This is a genomic window from Solirubrobacter ginsenosidimutans (assembly GCF_027587205.1).
This window is the reverse complement of the sequence record NZ_JAPDOD010000007.1, coordinates 73,733-93,694: the sequence shown is the minus strand read 5'-3', so window position 1 is coordinate 93,694 and position 19,962 is coordinate 73,733. Positions and strand designations below refer to the sequence as shown.

The following is a 19,962-nucleotide window of genomic DNA, read 5'->3' as shown; positions in this document are numbered from 1 at the left end:
AGCAAGTAGACTTCCGGTCATGCCCGACCCGCCGCCGCCGTCCCTCGACGCCGTCCAGCTCGGCGCCTACTTCGCGCTGATCGAAGTGACGAGCCTGCTTCGGCACGCGATCGAGCAGCAGCTGCGCGAGGCCGGCAACCTCAGCTACGTCCAATTCCAGCTCCTGGCGCGTCTCGGCGACGCACCGACGGGGTCTCACCGCATGACCGACCTCGCCGACGGGGTCGTCTACAGCCGCAGCGCCCTGACCTACCAGGCAGGGCTGCTCGAGAAGGCAGGTCTGGTCACGCGCGGCCCCGCCTCCGACGACGAGCGGGGCATCACGGTCACCATCACCGATGCAGGCCGCGCGCGACTGGCAGAGGTGTTCCCCGGCCACATCGAGATCGTCAGCAACCTGCTCTTCGAGCCGCTCTCACGCGACGACGTCGAGACCCTCGCCGGCGTGCTGGCGCCGGTGCGCGACCACATGCGCTCGACGCCGCCCCGCTCAGCCGCGCCGCGCCGCCGCAAAGGCGGCGGCGGGTAGGCGCGGGACCCTATGAACGCGTGGTGCGTTCCTAACCTCCAGCTCGAAAGCGCTGCATACATGCCATAAACGCGATGACTGAGCGCTCAACTTTGCCGTAGCGGATAGCGGCGGGCGAGACTCGCCCAATGGGCGAACGGAGGAGACGCGTGTGGCAGGCGGCGGGGCTGTTCGCGGTGGCCGCGTGCCTTGCGGCCGGCGCCGAACCGGCAACGGCGCGGGAGCCGTCGCGCGCACACGTGCTGACGAGCTACGGCGCGCTGCCACTCGGGTTCGTGCCGAACGCGGGACAGTCGGATGCGCGGGTGCGCTACATCGCGCAGAGCGGTGGCACGACCTTCTTCTTCACGGACCGCGGCGTGACGATGGTGGTCTCCGGGTCCCGGCGGGCGGTGGCCCTCAAGCTGCCGTTCAGGCATGCGAACCGGAAGCCGCGGATCGTCGCGTCGCGGCGTTCGGCCGCGGTCGTGAGCTACTTCGGGAAGGGGCGTGACGCCCAGCAGGCCGGCCTCCCGAGCTACGGGGCGATCACCTATCGCGGACTGTGGCCCGGAGTGGCCGTGACCTTCCGCGGCACGAACGCGCGCCTGACGTACCGGCTCCGCGTGGCTCCGGGCGCCGACGCGAGGAAGATCAAGCTCGCGTGGGAAGGGGCGGATCGCCTGCCCGGTCGCGATCGCGCGCGGGCGCTGCGGATCGAGTCCGCGGTGGAGTTCTCGACGCTGCTCGGCGGCGCGGGCTTCGACGCGGGCAACGACGTCGCGGTCGATGCCCAGGGCAGCGCCTACATCACGGGCGAGACGTTCTCGACGGCGTTCCCGACGACCGCCGGCGTCTTCGACTCGCTCCACAACGGCAGCGGCGACGTCTACGTCACCAAGCTCAACCCGTCGGGCACGGGGCTCGAGTACTCGACCTTCCTCGGGGGTGACGCGGTCGACAGCGGTGTGGGGATCGCGGTCGACGCACAGGGCAGCGCGTACGTGACGGGAGTGACGACCTCGGACGGGTACCCGACGACCGCCAACGCCTTCGACAAGACCTACAACGGAAGCTTCGACGCCTTCGTGACCAAGCTCAATCCGGCCGGCACCGGGCTCGAGTACTCGACCTTCCTCGGCAGCGCGAACGCGGACGAGAGCAACGGGATCGTCGTCGACGCCCAGCGCAACGCGTACGTCACGGGCGACACGCAATCGCCGGGGTTCCCGACCACGGCGAACGTGTTCGACTCGACCCACAACGGCAGCCTCGACGCCTTCGTGACCAAGCTCAACGCGTCCGGCTCGGGGCTCGCCTACTCCACGTTCCTCGGCGCCTCCGAGGCGGAGGACGGCTTCGGGATCGCGGTCGACGGCCAAGGCAGCGCGTACGTCGTCGGGTCGACGGAGTCGCCCACCTTCCCGACCAGCGCGAACGCGTTCGACAGAGGCTTCAACGGAGATCTCGATGGCTTCGTGACCAAGCTCGACCCTGTCGGCAGGACCCTCGGCTACTCGACGCTGCTCGGCGGCGCCGGCAGCGACGACGGCCGCGCGATCGCGGTCGACGCACAGGGCACCGCGTTCGTCGCGGGCGTGACCGATTCGCCCGGGTTCCCGACGACCGCAGGCGCATTCGACACCGGCCACAACGGCGGCGACGACGCCTTCGTCACCAAGCTCGACGCAACCGGGAACGGGCTCGTCTACTCGACCTTCGTCGGCGACGCCGCGTCCGACGTCGCGAACGCGATCACCGTGGACGGGCAAGGCGAGGCGTTCGTCACCGGCGTGACCGACTCGCCCGGGTTCCCGACCACCGGCGGCGCGTTCGACACCGGCTACAACGGCGGCGACGACACCTTCGTGACCAAGCTCACGCCGGCGGGCACCGGGCTGGCGTACTCGACGTTCGCCGGCTCCTCGCTCAACGAGGGCGGCTTCGGCGTCGCGCTCGACGGGCGGGGCGGCCTCTACGTCGGCGGCAGCACGAACTCACCGGGCTTCCCCACGAGCGCGGGCGCCGCCGACACCACCCACAACGGTGACTTCGACGCCTTCGCGATGAAGCTGGACGTGATGCCGCCGGACACGACGATCACCGACGGCCCGAGCGGGCAGACGGACTCGACGACGCCATCGTTCTCGTTCACCTCCGACGACGCGAGCGCCGGCTTCCGCTGCCGGCTCGACGGGCCCGGAGCCGCGTCCGGCAGCGAGCAACCATGCGGCTCACCGCAGGTCGTCGGACCGCTCGCCGACGGGGCGTACACGTTCAATGTGCGCGCCGTCGACGCCCGCGGCAACGCGGACGACACGCCCGCCTCGCGGACCTTCACCGTCGTCACCCCACCGCCGGCCCCGCAGCCGTGCACCGGCGCCGGCCGCAACGACGGCGAGCCGATCGGGGTCAGCATCGCCGCCGGCGCGCGCTACACCAAGCGCCCCAAGCTGCAGTTGACGATCATCCCGCCGGACGGCGCCACCGGGCTGTCGATCTCCAACGACGGCGGCTTCAAGCGACCCTTCGGCGGCCAGGTCGAACCCGGCCGCCGCTACCCGTGGGCGCTCGACTCGTCCGGGCCTGAACGGCTGCCGAAGACGGTCTACGTGCGGTTCAGCGGCCCGTGCCTCGACCCGTCGCAGACCTTCCAGGACGACATCATCCTCGACGAGACGGCGCCGACGCTCTCCACACCGACCGTCCGCGGCCCGGCCAAGGGACGCCGCGGCGCGTTGACCCTGACGCTGAAGGCCGTCGACAACGCCTCGGGCGTCAAGCGCGTCGAGGTGCGACGCCGCAACGCGCGGATCTTCGCCGCGGCCTATAAGCGCAGGCTCCGCCTCAAGGGCTCGCCGCGGAAGCTGACCGTCCGCGTCACCGACGGCGCGGGCAACGCGTCCCGCTGGAAGCAGGTCAAGGTCGTGCGGCGCTGACGACGCATCGCGCACGGTGCATTTCGCCAACCGCTCGCCGTGGACCGGGCGCCGGCCCGACAGGACCGGCGCCGTCGCGCCCGCATCTAACCGAGCCCGGTGAACGCGTAGGCGGCGCCGTTGCGCGGACCGTCGCCGCCGATCTGCGGTGCACCGAGCAGGCTCACGCTGCTGTCCGCGCTCAGCGCCGCCGCCCAGCCGAAGAAGTCACCGTCGGCGCGGTCGTCGGCCTGGAGCCGTTGCCGCTGGGTGAAGCCGCCGGCGAAGCCTCGCCCGAACACGTACGCCGCGCCCTTCTCGGCGTCGGTGCCGGAGGCGCCCACCAGCGCCCGCGTGCCGCCGCGGTCGAGCGACACCGCGTTGCCGAACTGATCGTTCGCGGCACGGCTCGCGGGCTGGAGCTGCTGCTGCTGGGTGAAGCCACCGACCACGCCGCGCGCGAACACGTACGCCGCACCCGCCCCACCCGCCGGGCCGACGGCCTTGTCAGGGGCGCCGATCACGGCCGTCCGCGCGTCACCGCTCAACGACACGGACTGCCCGAACCCGTCCCCGGCCGCGAGGCCCGCGGCGAGCAGTTGCTGCTGCCGGACGAAGCCGCCGGCGAGGCCGCGCGCGAACAGATACGCCGCGCCCGTACCGTCCTTGGAGGGCGCGCCGATCAACGCCGAACGCCCGTCCGAGCTCACCGACACCGAGTACCCGAACGCGTCGAACGAGGCGCTGTTGACCCCGAGCTTCTGCTGCAGCGTCCAGCCGACGAGGCCTCGAGCGAACGTGTACACAGCACCACCGCCCACGCCACCGCTGCCCGACGGCGGGGAGGGCGCCCCGACGAGCGCCGTGCGCCCGTCCGAGCTCAGCGACACCGAGTTGCCGAACTGGTTGCCGGAGAACGCTCCTGCAGGGTTCAGCAGCTGCTGCTGCTGGCTGAAGCCGCTGAAGGCGGTCCGCGCGAACACGTACGCGGTATCCGCGCCGCCGACCGCCGGGTTGCTGCCCTGCGCGCCGATCAACGCGGTGCGCCCGTCCGCGCTCAGCGACACCGAGAACCCGAACCGGGTGATGCCGACCGGGCTCGGAACGGCGGCCTTGAGCTTCTGCTGCAGAACCCAATTCCCCCCGCTGCGAGCGAACACGAACGCCGCCCCCTGCGCGCTATCGGTGCTCGGCGCGCCCACGAGCGCCGTACTGCCGTCCGCGCTCAGGGCCACCGACAGGCCGAACAACGCGCTGTTCGGCGCCTGCAACCGGGTGACCGCGGCCTGCGCCGTCCCGGTCAGCGCGAGCACCGACAGCAGCATCGTCAATGCCGCGATCAAACGTCCACGACGTGGCATCTGCCACTCCCTTCTCTGGGGGCTAGAAGGCCACCGAAGGCGTGACGATGAAACTGCGCGCCCCGCTGGTCATCGGCGGCGGGGATCGTCCCAGGCGGCGCAAAACGCCGTCAATCCTCAGTGGACGGGGCCGCCCATTTGGGCGGCCCCGGTGGTCGCTTCGCAGCCGTCGTCCTCAGGCCGGCTCCGGCTCCTCCGTGGTGTGCGAGTCGGTGAGGGTGAGCGCGCCGGCCGCCGCGACCAGGCCGACCACCACCGCGAGCACCGCGTAGGTGATCCGCTCGCCGTGGAAGAACGACGCCACCAGGTCGCTGCTCCAGGTGCCGGCGGGCAGCGTGGTGGTGACCAGCACGGCGATCAGCGTGCCGATCACGGCGGTGCCGATGCTCGTGCCGACCTCCTGCGCGGTGTCGTTGAGCGCCGCGCCGATCGACGTGCGGTTGCTCGGCATCGCGTCGACGAGCGCGACGGCGCAGATCGTCATGACGGTGCGCAGGCCGACGGTCATCACGACCATGCAGACCGCGATGGCGAGGTACCCGTGGTCGACGCCCCATGCGAGCCCGGCCAGCGAGCCGCCCAGGAAGGCCGCGCCGACGAGGCAGGCGATGCGGTGGCCGAAGCGCCGCGCGAGCCACTCGGACAGCGGGGTCGCGGCGATCATCGTCACGATGATCGGCAGGTTCGCCAGGCCGGCCCGCACCGGGCTCCACCCGTAGGCGTACTGGAAGTGGAGGATCAGTCCGAACATGACGCTGGCCATGGCGATCGACGTTCCCATCTGGGCGATGGAGGCGCCGCGGACGGTGCCGTTGGAGAAGAGGCCGAGATCCAGCATGGGCGACGTGGTGCGGCGCTCGTGGAGCACGAACGCGACGAGCGCGCCCACGGCGCCGAAGATCGACCCGAGCGTGATCGCGGAGAGCCACCCGTGCTGGACACCGCTCGTCAGCGAGTAACACGCGAGGCCGATGGTGGTGACGCTCAGCGCGGCGCCCGGCAGATCAAGCCGGTCGTCGGTCAGGTCCTCCGGCCGGTCGGCCGCGACGCCGAGGCGGACGCCGAGGCATGCGATGAGCGCGATCGGGGCGTTGACGACGAGCAGCCACTCCCACCGGATGTGGGCCAGCGCGGTGCCGCCGAGCAGCGGGCCGAGGATGAATCCGGACATGCCGACGGTGATCATCAGCGTCACGGCGCGCATGCGAAGCGCCTTGTCGTCGAAGAGCCGGAAGACCAGCGAGTTGGTGATCGGCGCCATCGCCGCGGCGGCGATGCCGAGCCCGGCGCGCAGGGCGATGAGCTCTCCCGTCGTAGTGACGAAGACGACGCTCAGGCTCAGCAGGCCGAATACCGCGAGTCCGACCAACAGCACGCGTCGGCGTCCTAGCCGGTCGGCGATCGACCCGGAGGTGAGCAGCAGACCGCCGAACGTCAGCGAGTAGGCGCCTGTGACCCACTGCAGCGCGGTCGTGCCACTCCCGAGATCACGACCGATCGTCGGCAGCGCGATCGACAGCAGCGTGTTGTCGACCATCTCCACGAAGAACGCGAGGCAGAGGGCGGCCAACGGGATCCAGGCTGCACGGAGAGAGCTGTAGGTACGCGAGGCCGGCTTCGTGGCGGTGGTGATCGTGGTCATGGCCACAGCATCGGCACGGCCGCTCACACCGCACGCGCATGGCGCTCACACCGCGCTCGCAGCCCCGGTTACGCCTCCTTCGCGTGGTAGGGCACGTGGAGGCGGTCGAAGAAGAACGTGTAGTAGTCGGTGACCAGCGCGACGGACTGGTCCAGCGACTGGCCGATGCCGTGGCCGCCGGACTCCATGCGCAGCAGGATCGGCTGGTCGGAGGAGGTGGCCGCCTGCAGGCGGGCGACCGTCTTCTTGGCGTGGTGGGCCTCGACGCGCGTGTCGAACTCGCCCGCCGTGAACAGAACCGGCGGATACGCCGTGCCGTCGAGGACGTTGTGGTAAGGCGAGTAGGCGTAGAGCGTCCTGAACAGCTCGGGGTCGCGGACGGTCCCGAACTCGGTCACGTTGAACGCACCGTTCGGCGTGAGCTCTGAGCGCAGCATGTCGAGCACCGGCACGGCGCAGACGACGGCGGCGGCGATCTCGGGCCGCTGCGTGAGGACCGCGCCCATCAGCAGCCCGCCGTTGGAGCCGCCCATGATGCCCAGGCGATCGCGACGGGTCACGCCCGTCCGCACGAGGTGGTCGGCGCAGGCCGCGAAGTCGTCGAAGCAGTTCTGCTTGGCTGCGAGCCGCCCGGCGTCGTGCCATTCGCGGCCGTACTCGCCGCCGCCGCGGAGGTTCGCGACGGCGTACACGCCACCCTGCTCGAGCCACAGCAGCCGTGACGGCGCGAATGACGGCTTGAGCGAGATCGCGAAGCCGCCATAGCCGTAGAGCACCGCCGGGGCCGAGCCGTCCTTCGACGTGCCCGACCGATACAGGAGGTTGATCGGGACTTGGGTGCCGTCCTTGGAGGTCGCGAACACGCGCTCGACCTCGATGCCCGCGGAGTCGACCGGCGTGGTCGTGCCCAGCGCGGTGCGGCGAGGCTCGGCGTCGTCGTCGGCATGGACCCACCACGAGCGCGGCGAGACGAACGTCTCCACCGCCCACGCGACCGCGCCGGCCCCGAGCTTGCACGGCCCGTCGATCGAGCTGATCGCCGGCAGCGACAGCTCCGGCAGAGCGTTTCCGTCGTGGTCGAAGACCCGGATGCTCGAAGGCCCGCCGTCGATGTCCACCGCCCACAGCCGAGCGTCGCTCGCCACGATCTCCTCGATCGCGAGCTCGCCCTGCGGCACGACCACCGTCGCGTCGGCGACGGTCACCGCGTCGTCGAGCTCGAGGCGCAGCACCTGCCCGCGCGGGGCGTCGCGGACCGACAGCACGAACAGCGACTCCCCGCCGAACACCGCGCGGATGCACGCGTCGCCGAGGTCGGCGACCATCCGCCAGCCTGCATCGCCCTGCTGCCGGCGTGCGAAGATCTGCCACTCACCGCCATCGCCCTTCTGGACGAGATCCATCGTCCAGCGCCCGTCGGGCGACGCGGACAGGAAGTTCTCGGCGATCCGGTTCTCGGCGAAGACGCCCGCGAGCTCCCGCCGGTCGTCGCTGGAGCCGAGCTCGTGAAACCAGACCTCCTGATAGAAGCCCACATCACTGTCCGGGACCGTCCCCGGCGCGGCGGTCCACGTGCACCAGAACCCACCGGAGTCCGCGCGCCAGGCCAGCGAACCGCCCGCCATCCCGGAGTTGACGTGCCGCAGCGGTGCGTCGACGGTCTCGCCGGTCGCCGTGTCGTAGACGTACACCGTGCCGTCCTCGGTCCCGTGCTCGGAGAGCGAGATGGCGACGAGCGAGCCGTCGGGCGAGGGGCAATACCAGTCGATCGTGGTCTCGCCCGAAGCGTCGAGCGCGTTCGGGTCGACCACCACTCGCTCGCCCGCCGTGTCCTCGAGACCGTCCAGCGCCACGAGGAACGCCTGCTGCAGCGGCGGCTGCGTCTTGAGCGCGAAGTAGGTCGAGCCGCCGAGCGACAGGCTGTCGTACGCGGTCGACTCGACCTTGAGGATCTCCTCGAACCGCTGCCGGATCGCATCCCGAGACGGCAGCGCATCGAGATAGGCGCGGGCTCGCGCGTCCTGCGCGGCGGTCCACTCCCGCGTCGCCGCGGAGCCCTTGTCCTCAAGCCACCGGTACTCCTCGACGACCTCGACGCCGTGGTAGGTGTCGGAGACTGGCTCGCGTGGCGTGTCGATGGCGGGCAGCTCGGTCATCCACGGGGGATATCAGAGAATTGGTGATCGGCGACGTCGCGGACGGCGACGAACGAGAGCCGATCTCCCGGTTAACATGTCCTTAGCAAGGTGCTTTCACGATGGAGGGCTTGCGCGCCACGTATTCGACTCGCCCGGTGATGTGAGTGCTCCACGGCCGGCGCACTGAGCTCGAGCGGCTTCAGCGGCAGCTCGAGCAGATGCGGCGCGGGCAAAGCGCCGTGCTCGTTCTCCGTGGCGAGGCCGGGATCGGCAAGACGTCGCTGCTCGAGTACGTCGCCGAGCAAGCGTTCGGGTGTCGCGTGGCGCGTGTCGCGAGCGCGCAGTCGGAGATGGAGCTGGCGTTCGCCGGTCTGCACCAGCTGTGCGCTCCGATGCTCGACGACGTCGCGCGGCTGCCGCGTCCACAGCAGCACGCGCTGCGCGTGGCGTTCGGGCTGCAGGACGGCGAGGCACCCGACCGCTTCCTTGTGGGACTCGCGGTCCTGAACCTGCTGGCCGAGGTCGCCGAGACACAGCCGCTCGTTTGCCTGATCGACGACGTCCAGTGGATCGACGAGGTCTCGGCGCAGCTGCTTCAGTTCGTGGCGCGACGCCTGCTTGCCGAGCCGATCGCGATGGTGTTCGCGAGTCGCGAGCCCAGCGGCGGCGCCGAGCTCGCCGGGCTACCGGAGCTCATCATCGATGGGCTCGCCGACGACGATGCGCGGCAACTGCTGGACGTGGCCATGCCGGGACTGATCGACGAGCGCGTCCGCGAGCGGATCGTCGGCGAGGCGTGCGGCAACCCGCTCGCGATCCTGGAGCTTCCGCGCGGCTTGACCCCAGCCGAGTTGGCAGGCGGATTCGGGATACGCGACTCGCGTCCGCTCGCGGATCGCATCGAGCGCAGTTTCCACCGGCGGTTCGAGGCGCTCCCTTCGGACTCGCGGCTGTTTCTGCTGGCCGCCGCAGCGGAACCGGTGGGTGATGTCGCGCTGGTACGACGTGCCGCCCAGCACTTGGAGATCGGCGTAGAGGCGTATGCGCCGGCTGAGTCCGCCGGGTTGATCGAGGTTGGGGCCCGCGTGCGGTTCCGGCATCCGCTCGTGCGTTCGGCGGTCTACTGGTCCGCATCGCCGTCCGAGCGCCGCGACGTGCATCGCGCGCTTGCCTCGGCGACCGACGCAGCCGCGGATCCCGATCGCCGTGCCTGGCATCGCGCCTACGCCGCGTCAGGGTTCGACGAGGCCGTCGCCGAAGAGCTGGAGCGCTCGGCCGCCCGCGCGCTGCGCCGCGGCGGCGCAGCCGCTGCGGCCGCCTTTCTCGACCGCGCCACCGAGTTGACGCCCGATCCCGGGCGGCGGGGTGCGCGGGCGCTCGCCGCTGCGGAGGCGAAGCTCGACGCGGCCGCCCCCGAAGCCGCGCAGGCGTTGCTCGCGACCGCCGCGCACAGCCCGCTCAACGATCTCCAGCGTGCCCAGGAGCAGCGGTTGCGCGCGCAGACGGCGTTCATGCTCGCGCGCGACAGCGCAGCCCCGTCGCTTCTGCTCGCCGCCGCCAAGCGCCTCGCTGCGCTCGATCCCGAGCTCGCGCTCGAGACGTGTCTCGAGGCGCTCGCCGCGACCACGTTCGCCGGCAGCCCCGGCGATCGTCGCGACGTGCTGGAGGTGACGGCGGCGGCCAGGGACGCGCGCGCCGCATCCGGGCCGCCCGGTGCCCTCGATCTGCTCCTTGCCGGCCTTGCGACGCGCTACACGGAGGGCTTCGCGGCGAGCGCGCCCGCGCTACGGGCCGCGTTGCAGGCGTTCCGCGCGGACCAAGCGGACACCAACCGCTGGCTTTGGGTCGCCTGCCGCGTCGCCGCGGATCTCTGGGACCACGAGTCCTGGCACGAGCTGTCTGAACGCGGGCTGCGGCTCGCCCGCGATACGGGGGCGCTCAGCACGCTTCCGCTGCTCGCCAGCTACCGCGCGGGTGCGAGCATGCACGCGGGCGCGTTCTCCGCCGCGGCGGTCCTGATGGACGAGTCCGATGCGATCACGCAGGTCGCCGGCATCGCGGAGATGATCCACGCCCAGCCGCTCCTCGCCGCCTGGCGCGGCAGCGAGGTGGAGGCGCTCGCGCTCATCGAGGATGCCCGCCGTCATGCGTCGGCGCGCGGCCCGGGAATGGCACAGAGCATGATCGACGGAGCGGCCGCCGTGCTCCTCAACGGCCTCGGCCGCTATACGAAGGCGCTCGAGGCGGCGCAGCGTGCCTGCGCGCACCACGAACTGGGACTCTATGGGCAAGCGCTCGCCGAGCTCGTCGAGGCCGCGGTGCGCGCCGATCAGCCCGCGCTGGGCGTCCCTGCGCTCGATCGGCTGGCAATCCGGGCCCGCGCGAGCGGTGGCGACTGGGCGCTCGGCCTGGAGGCGCGCTCGCGCGCCCTGCTGAGCAGCGGCCCGTCCGCCGAGGCGCTGTACGAGGAAGCGATCGAGCGGCTGTCGGGCGGCAACGTCGCTCCCCATCTGGCTCGCGCCCGGCTCGTCTACGGCGAGTGGCTGCGGCGCGAGCACCGGCGCGTGGATGCCCGCGCACAGTTGCGCGCCGCACACGAGCTGTTCAGCGACATGGGCGCCGAGGCGTTCGCCGAGCGCACGCGCCGCGAGCTTTCCGCGACCGGCGAGAGCGTGCGCCGGCGCAGCGCGGCGACGTTGGACGAGCTCACCTCACAAGAAGCCCAGATCGCCCAGATGGCACGAGACGGCCAGACGAACACCGAGATCGCCGCGCAGCTGTTCATCAGCCCACGCACGGTCGAGTACCACCTGCGCAAGCTGTTCCCGAAGCTCGGGATCAGCTCCCGCAAGCAGCTCCGGGACGTGTTCGCACCGTGCTAGAGGGCGCACCCGCACTACGGCGCGTACACCGTTCACGCGCCGACGGACTGGCATCGAAGATGACGCCAAACTCCCACGTCGACGAGAAGCTTTCGCTGGCTCGCGTCAGCGATCCCACGGGTCTCGGCGTAGGTGCCGGTCGAGAAAGCGTTCGATCAGTTCGAACGTCGCCGATGGGCCGCTGGCGATCCGCTCGCCGCGCGACGGGACGAACGACCGGATGCTGACGGGAGGGCACGGCCGGGACTCGAACTGGCGCCCGGTGAGGAACGCGTGGCCGAGCCCGTCGATCAGGCACAGCGTCGCTTCGACGCCCGCCGCCGCGAGCGCGGCATGCAGGATCTCGCTCTGTCCCGGAGGCACGAGCAGGTCCGCCGTCCCGTGCAGGATGAGGAACGGGGGCGCCGCGGGCGTGATGTGCGCGATCGGGTTGACGGCACGCAACAGGTCCACGTCCGCCTCGCCGAGCGGCACACCGAGCAACTCGCTCTCGGGTGAATCGGCGGGCGCGTGCGGCATGCCCCCCGGCAACGCCTGCGCGTCCGCGAGCGCGAAGTCGGTTGGCCCGTAGCCGTCGACGACGGCCTGCACGCGATCGCGGTCGTCGGTGGCGGTCGTGGCCGCGAGCGCGGCCAGATGACCGCCCGCCGAGGAGCCCCACAGCCCGATCGAGCTCGCGTCCAACCCGAAGTCGTCGGCCGAGTCGCGCAGCCAGCGCACGGCTGCCCGGACGTCGTCGAGTTGCGCCGGGAAGGTCGCCTCTCCTGACAGCCGGTACTCCACGTTGGCCATCGCATAGCCGCGAGCCGCGAAGTAGCGATCGAGGTCTGGCGCGAAACTGCGATCCCCCTTTCGCCAGCCGCCGCCGTGCAGCCACACGACGACCGGAGGCACTACCACGGTTCGCGCGGGCAGATGCAAGTCGAGCAGCAGCGGACCGGTGGCCCTGCGCGCGTACTCGAGGTCGCGCACGACGACCGTTTCCGGCTGGTCAGGCGATCCGACGTCCGTCCGCGCGAAGCGTCGCGTCGTCGCCGGCGCGAAGGTGTGCGCTTCGTCGGGAGACGTGTCCGAGTGAGTCATGACTGCCCGCGATTGCATGCGGAACGACCCGCCGGCGCAAATGACTTTCGTCGATGAAGGTCATCGCCCGTGCAGATGGATCGGCCGGAGCGATAGCGTCGCAAGCGCACGCGATGGCCGAACTCCCGCAAGACTCGCAACGGTCGGCGCTGGCCGGTGTCGACCTGAACCTTCTGGTCGCCCTCGACGCGCTGTTGACCGAACGGAGCGTCACGCGCGCCGGTCAGCGCCTGTCGATCACGCAGTCCGCGATGAGCGGAGCCCTCGGGCGATTGCGTGGGTTGTTCGGCGACGAACTGCTGGTTCGCTCGGGTCAGTCGATGCGGCTCACCGCCTTTGCGGAATCGCTCCAGGTCCCGCTGCGCGAGGCACTCGCACAACTCGAGGGGACCATCTTCTCCCGTTCGTCCTTCGATCCGCGGCGCGAACAACGGACGTTCACGCTCTCCGCGACCGACTACACGAGCCTCGTGCTGCTCTCGCGCTTCCAGGCTGCGTTGGCCGCGATGCGCACGCAGGTACGCGTCCGCGTCGTGACGAGCGACGTCGGCGGCTCGATTCCCCGCCTCGAGGCAGGCGAGATCGACCTCGCGATCTTGCCGGCGAACTTCAGCCGCTTCCCGGCGCTGTCCTCGCAACGACTCTTCGACGAGCGCTTCGTCCCGACCATCTGGGCTCAGAACCAGGCCGTCTCGGAGCCGCTGACCTTCGAGGCGTTGGCGGGCGCTCGGCTGTTGAGCTATCGCCTCGGCCCGCTTCCGACCATGGTCGAACGCCGTTTCGAGGAGCTCGGCGTCCATCTGCAGCCCGCGGTCGTGCTCGATCGGTTCGTCGACGGCGCGTTCTACCTGCGCGGCACCGACTACGTGACGTTCCTCCAGCGGCGGCTCGTGGAGCAACTCGCCGACGCCGCCGAGCTCCGGATCCTGAGCACCGACATCGACCTCCCGACGTTCGCCGAGACGATGTGGTGGCACCCGAAAGCGGCCAACGACGCCGCGCACGCCTGGCTGCGAGAGCGGGTCCTGGAGGCCGCGGCGTCACTTGACGGCCATCCGCCGCGTGGATGACCGCAATCGCGAAAAGTGATTTGCGGGCCTAGCCGGAGAACGGTCCAATGGCCATGTGAGCGGCGCGTCCGGCGTCCGTCGCACCGTCATCTTTGGAGGAGACCACTGATGCGCAGAGTGTTTGCGTTCGCGACCGTCGTGGGCGTGTGGCTAGCGGGAGGCGTCGCAACGGCGTCGGCTGCTGCGAGCCCCCCGTGCACGACCACGCCCACGCCGGTCGCGACCGTGCCGTCGAGCCCGTTCGGGGCGAACGTCACGATCTTCAATCCGTCGATGTCGGTCGCCTCGATCAACGCCGCCCTCAACGCGGCGTCTCCGAACCAGCGTCGGCAGTTCTTCTTCCTGCCAGGCACGTACGGCGACCCGTCGATCACCCCGGCCACGGCGACCGCGAACAACGTCATCCAGGCGCAGGTCGCCAGCGGTACCAAGGTCTCCGGCCTCGGCCGGGGTCCGTGTGACGTGGTGATCAACGGTGCCCTGGACATCAAGAACGGCGGGCTGGCGATCCGGCCGAGCCAGCTGTCCAACCTGACGATCAACCCGATCGAGATCGGATCGCCGGATCACTCGATGCTCTGGTACACGTCCCAGACGGCGACGTGGCGACGGGTCAACCTGCTGGGCAACCTCTACGTCTCGCCCGTCATCCAGAGCCCGGGGAAGTGCCAGAACCCGTGCACCAATCCCGCGGACATCAACCTCGTCCCTGGCGTCGCCAACGGCTTCGTGATGGCGAACTCGGTCGTCACCGGCAAGATCATCAACGGGGACGGGCTGAACCGCCCGGGCGTGGAGGGCTTCGGGGGCAATTCGGACATCTACTTCCAGCAGGACTCCATCGGCGGGTACACGGGCTTCGGGTCCCAGATGGTGTTCGCCGGCACCCTCGGCGCTCCAGCGACCGACTTCCGCCCGGGCGTGGAGGGCCCCAACGGCACGTTCGCGGTCACGCCGGGTCACATCACCACCGTTGACACGGTGCCGGTCGTCCGTGAGGAGCCGTACGTCTACTACGACGGCACGCAGTTCCAGGTGTTCCGCCCGTCGGCCCAGTTCGACGTGCGCGGCCCGAACTGGGACCAGACCGGCCAGGGCGACTCCCTGCCGCTGAGCAGCTTCTACATCGCGAATCCGACGACCCCGACCTCGAGCGCCACCCCGGATACCGCGGCCACCATCAACGCCCAGCTCGCCGCGGGCAAGCACATCATCCTCAACCCGGGTACCTACGTCCTGGACGCGCCCCTGACCGTCGCCTCGTCCGACAAGGTGATCTTCGGCCTGGGCGATCCGATCCTACGGGCCGACAACACCTCGACCATCGTGGTCAAGGACTCCGCTCCGGGCACGGTGCTCGGCGGCTTCAACGCGGACGGCCGCGCCTTCAACGCGACTGACATGGGGGCGGTGCCCTTCGCGGAGAACCAGGTCGTGATCGGCGACACGCCCCACGGCGCCGGTTCGAAGACCGATCCGACGTCGCTGAACGACATCAGCTCGGTCAGCGGCGCCAAGACGGACGTCCTGATCAACCAGGACCACGTCGTGATGAACCAGGGCCAGATCCAGAGCAACAACAACAGCGGCAACGGCTACACCACCACCAACTGGACGGCGGACAGCAGCACCTACGGGATGGTCATCAACGGCGACCACTTCACGTGGCAGGGCATCTGGCTCGAGCACTTCAAGAAGACGCAGGTCACCTGGAACGGCGAGGACGGGCAGGTGTTCTTCTTCCAGAACGAACGGCCGTTGACGGTGCCGTTCGACGTCCCCGGTGAGATCGGTGTCCAGCCCCACGTGTGGAAGATGGCTCCCGACTTCGACGGTTACCCGGCCCTGGCCGTGTCGAACGACGTCAACCGGTTCACGCTGCACGGCTTCCAGTCCTGGAGCCGGCTCGGGAACGGCTGCTACTGCAACGTGACCAGCCTGATCACGACGCCCGTGAAGCCGGGCGTGAAGCTCTACAGCCTGTTCACCGGCATGATCCTCGGATCCACGCCTCCGGGGACGACGCCGACCGGCACCACGGTCGGCGGCGTCTTCAACCTGGTCAACCAGGACGGCGTGTCCTCGACGACCCCGTTCAGCACCGGACCTTGGGGCGCGACTTCGGCCTGGCCGTACTCCGATGTGGCCGGCCATGCGAACACGGCGAGGTTGACGAGCTTTCCGAGCACGACGGATGCGTCGGGCACGGTCGGCGCCGTCGTGCCGGCGACCCTGTCGCTGAGCCTCGGCGGGCCGGCGACGTTCGGCGCGTTCACGCCGGGCGTGGACCGTGACTACCTGGCGTCGACCACGGCGAACGTGATCTCGACGGCGGGCGACGCGTCCCTCTCGGTCGCCGATCCGAGCGCGGTCAGCACCGGCAAGCTCGTCAACGGCGCGTTCTCGCTGGCGCAGGCGCTCCAGGCCTCCGCGTCCAGCACGGGCGGCACGGGTTCGGCGTTCGCACCGGTCGGTGGCTCGGCCAACCCGACGACGCTGCTGAGCTACAGCGCTCCGAAGAGCAACGATTCGGTCACGCTGAACTTCAAGCAGACGATCGGTCGTACCGAAGCGCTCCGTACCGGCGCCTACGGCAAGACGCTGACGTTCACCTTGTCGACGACGACCCCGTAAGCGAACCCGTTCTTCGAAGGGCCCCGGGCGACCGGGGCCCTTCGTCGTTGCGCCGACGTCTCATCGGCGTTCGCGCAGCAGCACCTTCAGGCCGTGAGCGGACATGGTGAAGCCGAAGCGCTCCTCGACCTCGGGGGCGTTCGGAGGCAGGCTGACCTCGAAGTTGCGGGCGAGCATGGCCAGCGCTGAGCGCGCCTCGAGCAGCGCGAGATTGCGCCCGGGACAGAAGCGCGGGCCGGCCCCGAACGCGAGCTGGCGCTTCTCGTCGGCCGCGTCGGCCTCGGCGTAGCGGCTGAGACCGATCACGTGCGTGCCCTTCGGCAGCTCGACGCCGCCGACGGTCGTGTCGTGCAGCGGTTCGAGGAACAGCAGCGGCGCCGCCGACTTCATCCGGATCGTCTCGCGCAGCGTCGCGTCGGCGTGCTCGAAGCGGTCGGCCGTCTGCGGGTCCCGCGCGTGCGTGTCCTGCCCGAGGATGTCGCGCGCCTCGGTGAACAGGATCTCCTGCAGGGCGGGCGAGGAGGCCATGTACCACGAGGTCCAGGCGAGCGAGTGCGCCGTCGTGTCCTCCCCCGCGAGCAGCATGGTGAGGACGTTGCCGAACACCTCCTCGTCGGTGTAGGACTCCTCGGCGAGCAGCATCGACTCGAGGAAGTTGCGCGGCGGCTCGTCCGGGTGGGCGGCGATGCGCCCGCGCGCCTGGCCGATGAACTGCGCCACGGCAACCCGCAGCTCGGCGAGGCTGCGCAGCGCTGCTCGGTCCTTCGGCGGCGTGACGATCCGCCAGTACGGGAACGGCGCGGAGATGCGGCGGGAGACGAGCGGCAGGACGCGCTCGAGGTGCTGCTGCAGTTCGGTCTCGCGCTCGAGCGTGTTGAGGTCGTAGCCGAACGCCAGCCACGCGGTGATGTCGGCCGTGTACGCCATGAACGCGGACTGGATGTCGTACGGCTCGCCCGCTCGCGCGGCGGTCTCCAGGACGCCGTGCAAGCGCTCCGTGCAGGCGCGGATGATCTCGTAGTAGCGGCGCAGGTGATCCGTGTTGAGCGCCGTGACCGCCAGCCGGCGCTGGCGCTTCCAGTCGGCTCCCTCGCTGGAGAAGACGCCGTGGATGCCGAGCTCGCGGAAGACGCTCTCGATCTCCGTCCAGCGGCGGAAGCCGTCCGGGCGTTCGCGCAGCATCGCGTTGATCGGGTCGGCCTCGCCGAACACGACGATCGTGCGGCGGCCGATCGCGAAGCGGAAGATCGGGCCGTGCGCCTGCGCCCACTCCTCCAGCTTGAGGTGCAGGCGGTCCGCCTTGAGCTGCAGGGCGTTTCCGGCGCCGGGCAGCCCGCGCGGCCCGGGCAGGTCGGCAAGGGTGCGGGTGGCGGCCTCCGTGAGCATGGTCGCGACGGTACGCAACGCGGGCGGACGAGCCAATCGGGAAGCCACCCCGAACTTAGCCGAGGGCTCGCAGCAGGTACGGGCCGAGCGTCTCTGAGAACGCGCGCGTGAGGTGGTCGTCGTCCTTGAGCACGAGGGCGCCGCCGACCACGGGCGGGCAGAGCGTCGCCGTGCACATGGAGTCGGAGAGGTCGAGCAGTCGCACGCGGTCGTCGCCGGGGGCTTGCGCGGCCTCGACCTGTGGATCGGGCGGAAGGGCGCCTGCGCGCGGCTCGGCGCAGCGAGAGCCGATCGCGTGCCGCGCGCGCAGCAGCCGCTCGACGCACGGGCTGGTGTCGAGACTGACCCGGCTCGGCGTGTCGCGGAGCACGTAGATGCGCTTGACGCTCTTGGCGACCGACTGCCACGCCGACCGGTAGCCGGCGACCGCGTCGCCGGCGAACTGCGACATGTCGTTGGCCGAGACGAACACCGTGTGCACCTCGGGGTGGTCAGCGACCCAGTCTCGGGCGGCGACGTTGAAGCTCTGGCACTCGGCGGCCTGTGGCGGCGGGTAGTGCCGCACCGGGGTGTCGGTGAGCGGGCAGCCCCCGCGCGTCATCGCGACAACGCGCCAACGCTTGGCTTGCGCCACGACGTCGAGGGCCGCGCGCCAGTGCTCCGCGTGGCTGTCACCGACCAGCGCGACCCACTCGCGAGTCTCGCTCGGGGCGACACCGAAGTGGCACGGGGCCAGGATCGGCGTCGCGTCGAGCACGGTGCACGGCGCGCCCGGGATGAGCAGCGCCTCCTCCGGTGTCGGGGTGGCGACCGTCCGCAGCGCCGAGTTGGTGCACGGCGACTGCGCGTCCAGCGCGGCCGCGCCGAAGCACTTGGGTTCCGCCAGCAGCCGGGCGCGCGCCGCGATCGTCCCATGGCTGGGCAGCGCGTCGGTGCCGTCGTCCCAGCGGCTGCGAACCGACCACCGGAACGGGCCGAACGGTAGGCCCGCGTCGACGGGCGTGAACTTCGCCGTGAGCGTTGTCCTCTTCCGCGTCACCGTCGCGGCGATGCGCTTGGCCGGCCCGGATCGGTCGAGCGGGACGCGGCGCAGGACCAGACGGTCGCGGAACCTCCCGACGCACAGTTCGGCCTTCTCCCGCGGATGCCCGTAGACGAGGTCCAGACACAGCACGCGTTGCCCGTGACCCACGAGCTTGGCGGGCTTGTCGCTGCCGCGCGTCGTGATCACGAGCTTGAGCTTGGTCCCGTGCTGCCCGAGCGAGGCCGACGCGAGATCCAGCGGCGCGGCCCGGGGCGTCGCCGGCGACACATGGACGACCGGCGTCGGGTTCCACGGCGGCGCCGGCGCGTCGAACACGTGCGCACCCTACTGCTCGACAGCGCGGGCGTTCTCACGTACCTGCGCGGGCGATGTCGCGCCCAACAGCACCGATGTCACGCGAGGCGCTCGCGCGGCGAACTGAATGGCCAGCGCGACCGGGCTCGTCCCGAGATCCGCGGCGCGTGCGCGCAGCCGCTCCGCCTCCGCGAACGCGGCGGCGAACCGCGCGTCCTCAAGCTGGCCGGAGAGGCGACCGGCACAACCGTCCGCGTACTTGCCCGTCAGCGCGCCGCCGGCCAGCACCGCGGAGGCGACCACGCCCATCGGGCCCATCGCGTCGACCATCGCCGGGTCCTCGACCATCGAGCGGAAGACCAGCGAATACGGCAGCTGGGCCGCCACCGGCTGGATCGGGGACAACGCACGCGCCTCGGCGATCTTCTCCGGCGTCCAGTTCACGACGCCCCAGGCGCGGACCTTGCCTGCCTGCACCAGGCCGACCACCGCGTCGACGACCTCCTGCATCGGGACGTCGGGCGGGGGCGGGTCGGAGTAGATGAAGTCGAAGTGGTCGATGCCCGTGCGCTGCAGTGACGCGTCGAGCTCCTCGGCGACCGACTGTTCGGGCCAGAACTCCCACCACAGCTTGTTGGCCAGCACGACCTCATCGCGCGGCCAGCCGGACGCACGGAAGATCTCGCCGAAGACCACCTCGGAATAGCCCGTGGCCAGCGGTGCGTCCGGGCCCGAGGCGTTGTAGCGCGCCGTCTCTAGAAACGTGATGCCGACGTCGCGTGCGGCATTGAGCACGGCGACGCCGTCGGCGCGCGGAATGCGCTCGTACGTCTGCCACGAGCCGAGGGCAAGGATCGAGACCGAAAGCGGGCCGAGCGCGCGATGCTCCATGGCCAGAGCGTACGGCGAGGCCGGCGCTGAGCGGATTGAGTAATCCATGTCGAGAAGCGCTGACCGGCTCCGCTCACCAAGCGAAGGGCCGCGAGCCGCGCGGCCCACGA

Annotated in this window: 12 protein-coding genes; 5 read left to right on the top strand and 7 right to left on the bottom strand. The window is 70.7% G+C overall.

Annotated elements, in window-relative coordinates; translation table 11 throughout:
- Window positions 1-19 precede the first annotated feature (19 nt).
- Together OM076_RS10985 and OM076_RS10980 are read left to right on the top strand one after the other, a co-directional pair.
- Window positions 20-529, top strand: coding sequence for a MarR family winged helix-turn-helix transcriptional regulator (locus OM076_RS10985; RefSeq protein ID WP_270039865.1), 510 nt, complete (start codon window positions 20-22; stop codon window positions 527-529).
- A 128-nt stretch (window positions 530-657) separates the two neighbouring features.
- Window positions 658-3,447: an SBBP repeat-containing protein gene (locus OM076_RS10980; RefSeq protein ID WP_270039863.1), complete on the top strand. Its 2,790-nt coding sequence runs from the start codon at window positions 658-660 to the stop codon at window positions 3,445-3,447.
- Window positions 3,448-3,533: 86 nt separating this feature from the next.
- On the opposite strand, the gene OM076_RS10975 is transcribed toward OM076_RS10980, so the two are convergent.
- From OM076_RS10975 to OM076_RS10965, 3 genes are all read right to left on the bottom strand, one after another.
- Entirely contained in the window at window positions 3,534-4,751 is a 1,218-nt protein-coding gene (locus OM076_RS10975) for an FG-GAP repeat protein (RefSeq protein WP_270040001.1), read from the bottom strand.
- A gap of 211 nt (window positions 4,752-4,962) precedes the next feature.
- Window positions 4,963-6,429 carry an MFS transporter gene (locus tag OM076_RS10970; protein ID WP_270039862.1) on the bottom strand — a complete coding sequence of 489 codons (1,467 nt, stop codon included), beginning with the start codon at window positions 6,427-6,429 and terminating at the stop codon, window positions 4,963-4,965.
- 68 nt (window positions 6,430-6,497) lie between these two features.
- On the bottom strand, window positions 6,498-8,585 hold the full coding sequence (locus OM076_RS10965) for a prolyl oligopeptidase family serine peptidase (protein WP_270039860.1): 2,088 nt from the start codon (window positions 8,583-8,585) through the stop codon (window positions 6,498-6,500).
- Window positions 8,586-8,731: 146 nt separating this feature from the next.
- Between OM076_RS10965 and OM076_RS45990 the strand changes: the two genes are divergently transcribed.
- Entirely contained in the window at window positions 8,732-11,449 is a 2,718-nt protein-coding gene (locus OM076_RS45990) for a helix-turn-helix transcriptional regulator (RefSeq protein WP_270039858.1), read from the top strand.
- Window positions 11,450-11,554: 105 nt separating this feature from the next.
- On the opposite strand, the gene OM076_RS10955 is transcribed toward OM076_RS45990, so the two are convergent.
- Window positions 11,555-12,532 carry an alpha/beta hydrolase gene (locus OM076_RS10955; RefSeq protein WP_270039856.1) on the bottom strand — a complete coding sequence of 326 codons (978 nt, stop codon included), beginning with the start codon at window positions 12,530-12,532 and terminating at the stop codon, window positions 11,555-11,557.
- 113 nt (window positions 12,533-12,645) lie between these two features.
- Here OM076_RS10955 and OM076_RS10950 point away from each other — a divergent pair, with 113 nt between their 5' ends.
- Entirely contained in the window at window positions 12,646-13,602 is a 957-nt protein-coding gene (locus OM076_RS10950) for a LysR family transcriptional regulator (RefSeq protein ID WP_270039855.1), read from the top strand.
- 108 nt (window positions 13,603-13,710) lie between these two features.
- On the top strand, window positions 13,711-16,236 hold the full coding sequence (locus tag OM076_RS10945) for a pectate lyase-like domain-containing protein (RefSeq protein WP_270039853.1): 2,526 nt from the start codon (window positions 13,711-13,713) through the stop codon (window positions 16,234-16,236).
- Between the two features lie 60 nt (window positions 16,237-16,296).
- Here OM076_RS10945 and OM076_RS10940 read toward each other — a convergent pair whose 3' ends face one another.
- The 3 genes from OM076_RS10940 to OM076_RS10930 are packed head-to-tail and all read right to left on the bottom strand — an operon-like array spanning window position 16,297 to window position 19,852.
- On the bottom strand, window positions 16,297-17,622 hold the full coding sequence (locus OM076_RS10940) for a cytochrome P450 (protein WP_270039852.1): 1,326 nt from the start codon (window positions 17,620-17,622) through the stop codon (window positions 16,297-16,299).
- Between the two features lie 55 nt (window positions 17,623-17,677).
- Window positions 17,678-18,982 carry an SGNH hydrolase domain-containing protein gene (locus OM076_RS45985; RefSeq protein WP_270039850.1) on the bottom strand — a complete coding sequence of 435 codons (1,305 nt, stop codon included), beginning with the start codon at window positions 18,980-18,982 and terminating at the stop codon, window positions 17,678-17,680.
- 9 nt (window positions 18,983-18,991) lie between these two features.
- Entirely contained in the window at window positions 18,992-19,852 is an 861-nt protein-coding gene (locus OM076_RS10930) for an aldo/keto reductase (protein ID WP_270039849.1), read from the bottom strand.
- Between the last annotated feature and the right edge of the window lie 110 nt (window positions 19,853-19,962).

Excerpts from the sequence above, each read along its gene's own strand:
- OM076_RS10985 (WP_270039865.1), top strand. The coding sequence starts at position 20 with ATGCCCGACCCGCCGCCGCCGTCCCTCGACGCCGTCCAGCTCGGCGCC.
- OM076_RS10980 (WP_270039863.1), top strand. The coding sequence starts at position 658 with ATGGGCGAACGGAGGAGACGCGTGTGGCAGGCGGCGGGGCTGTTCGCG.
- OM076_RS10975 (WP_270040001.1), bottom strand. The coding sequence starts at position 4,751 with ATGCTGCTGTCGGTGCTCGCGCTGACCGGGACGGCGCAGGCCGCGGTC.
- OM076_RS10970 (WP_270039862.1), bottom strand. The coding sequence starts at position 6,429 with ATGACCACGATCACCACCGCCACGAAGCCGGCCTCGCGTACCTACAGC.
- OM076_RS10965 (WP_270039860.1), bottom strand. The coding sequence starts at position 8,585 with ATGACCGAGCTGCCCGCCATCGACACGCCACGCGAGCCAGTCTCCGAC.
- OM076_RS10955 (WP_270039856.1), bottom strand. The coding sequence starts at position 12,532 with ATGACTCACTCGGACACGTCTCCCGACGAAGCGCACACCTTCGCGCCG.
- OM076_RS10950 (WP_270039855.1), top strand. The coding sequence starts at position 12,646 with ATGGCCGAACTCCCGCAAGACTCGCAACGGTCGGCGCTGGCCGGTGTC.
- OM076_RS10945 (WP_270039853.1), top strand. The coding sequence starts at position 13,711 with ATGCGCAGAGTGTTTGCGTTCGCGACCGTCGTGGGCGTGTGGCTAGCG.
- OM076_RS10940 (WP_270039852.1), bottom strand. The coding sequence starts at position 17,622 with ATGCTCACGGAGGCCGCCACCCGCACCCTTGCCGACCTGCCCGGGCCG.
- OM076_RS10930 (WP_270039849.1), bottom strand. The coding sequence starts at position 19,852 with ATGGAGCATCGCGCGCTCGGCCCGCTTTCGGTCTCGATCCTTGCCCTC.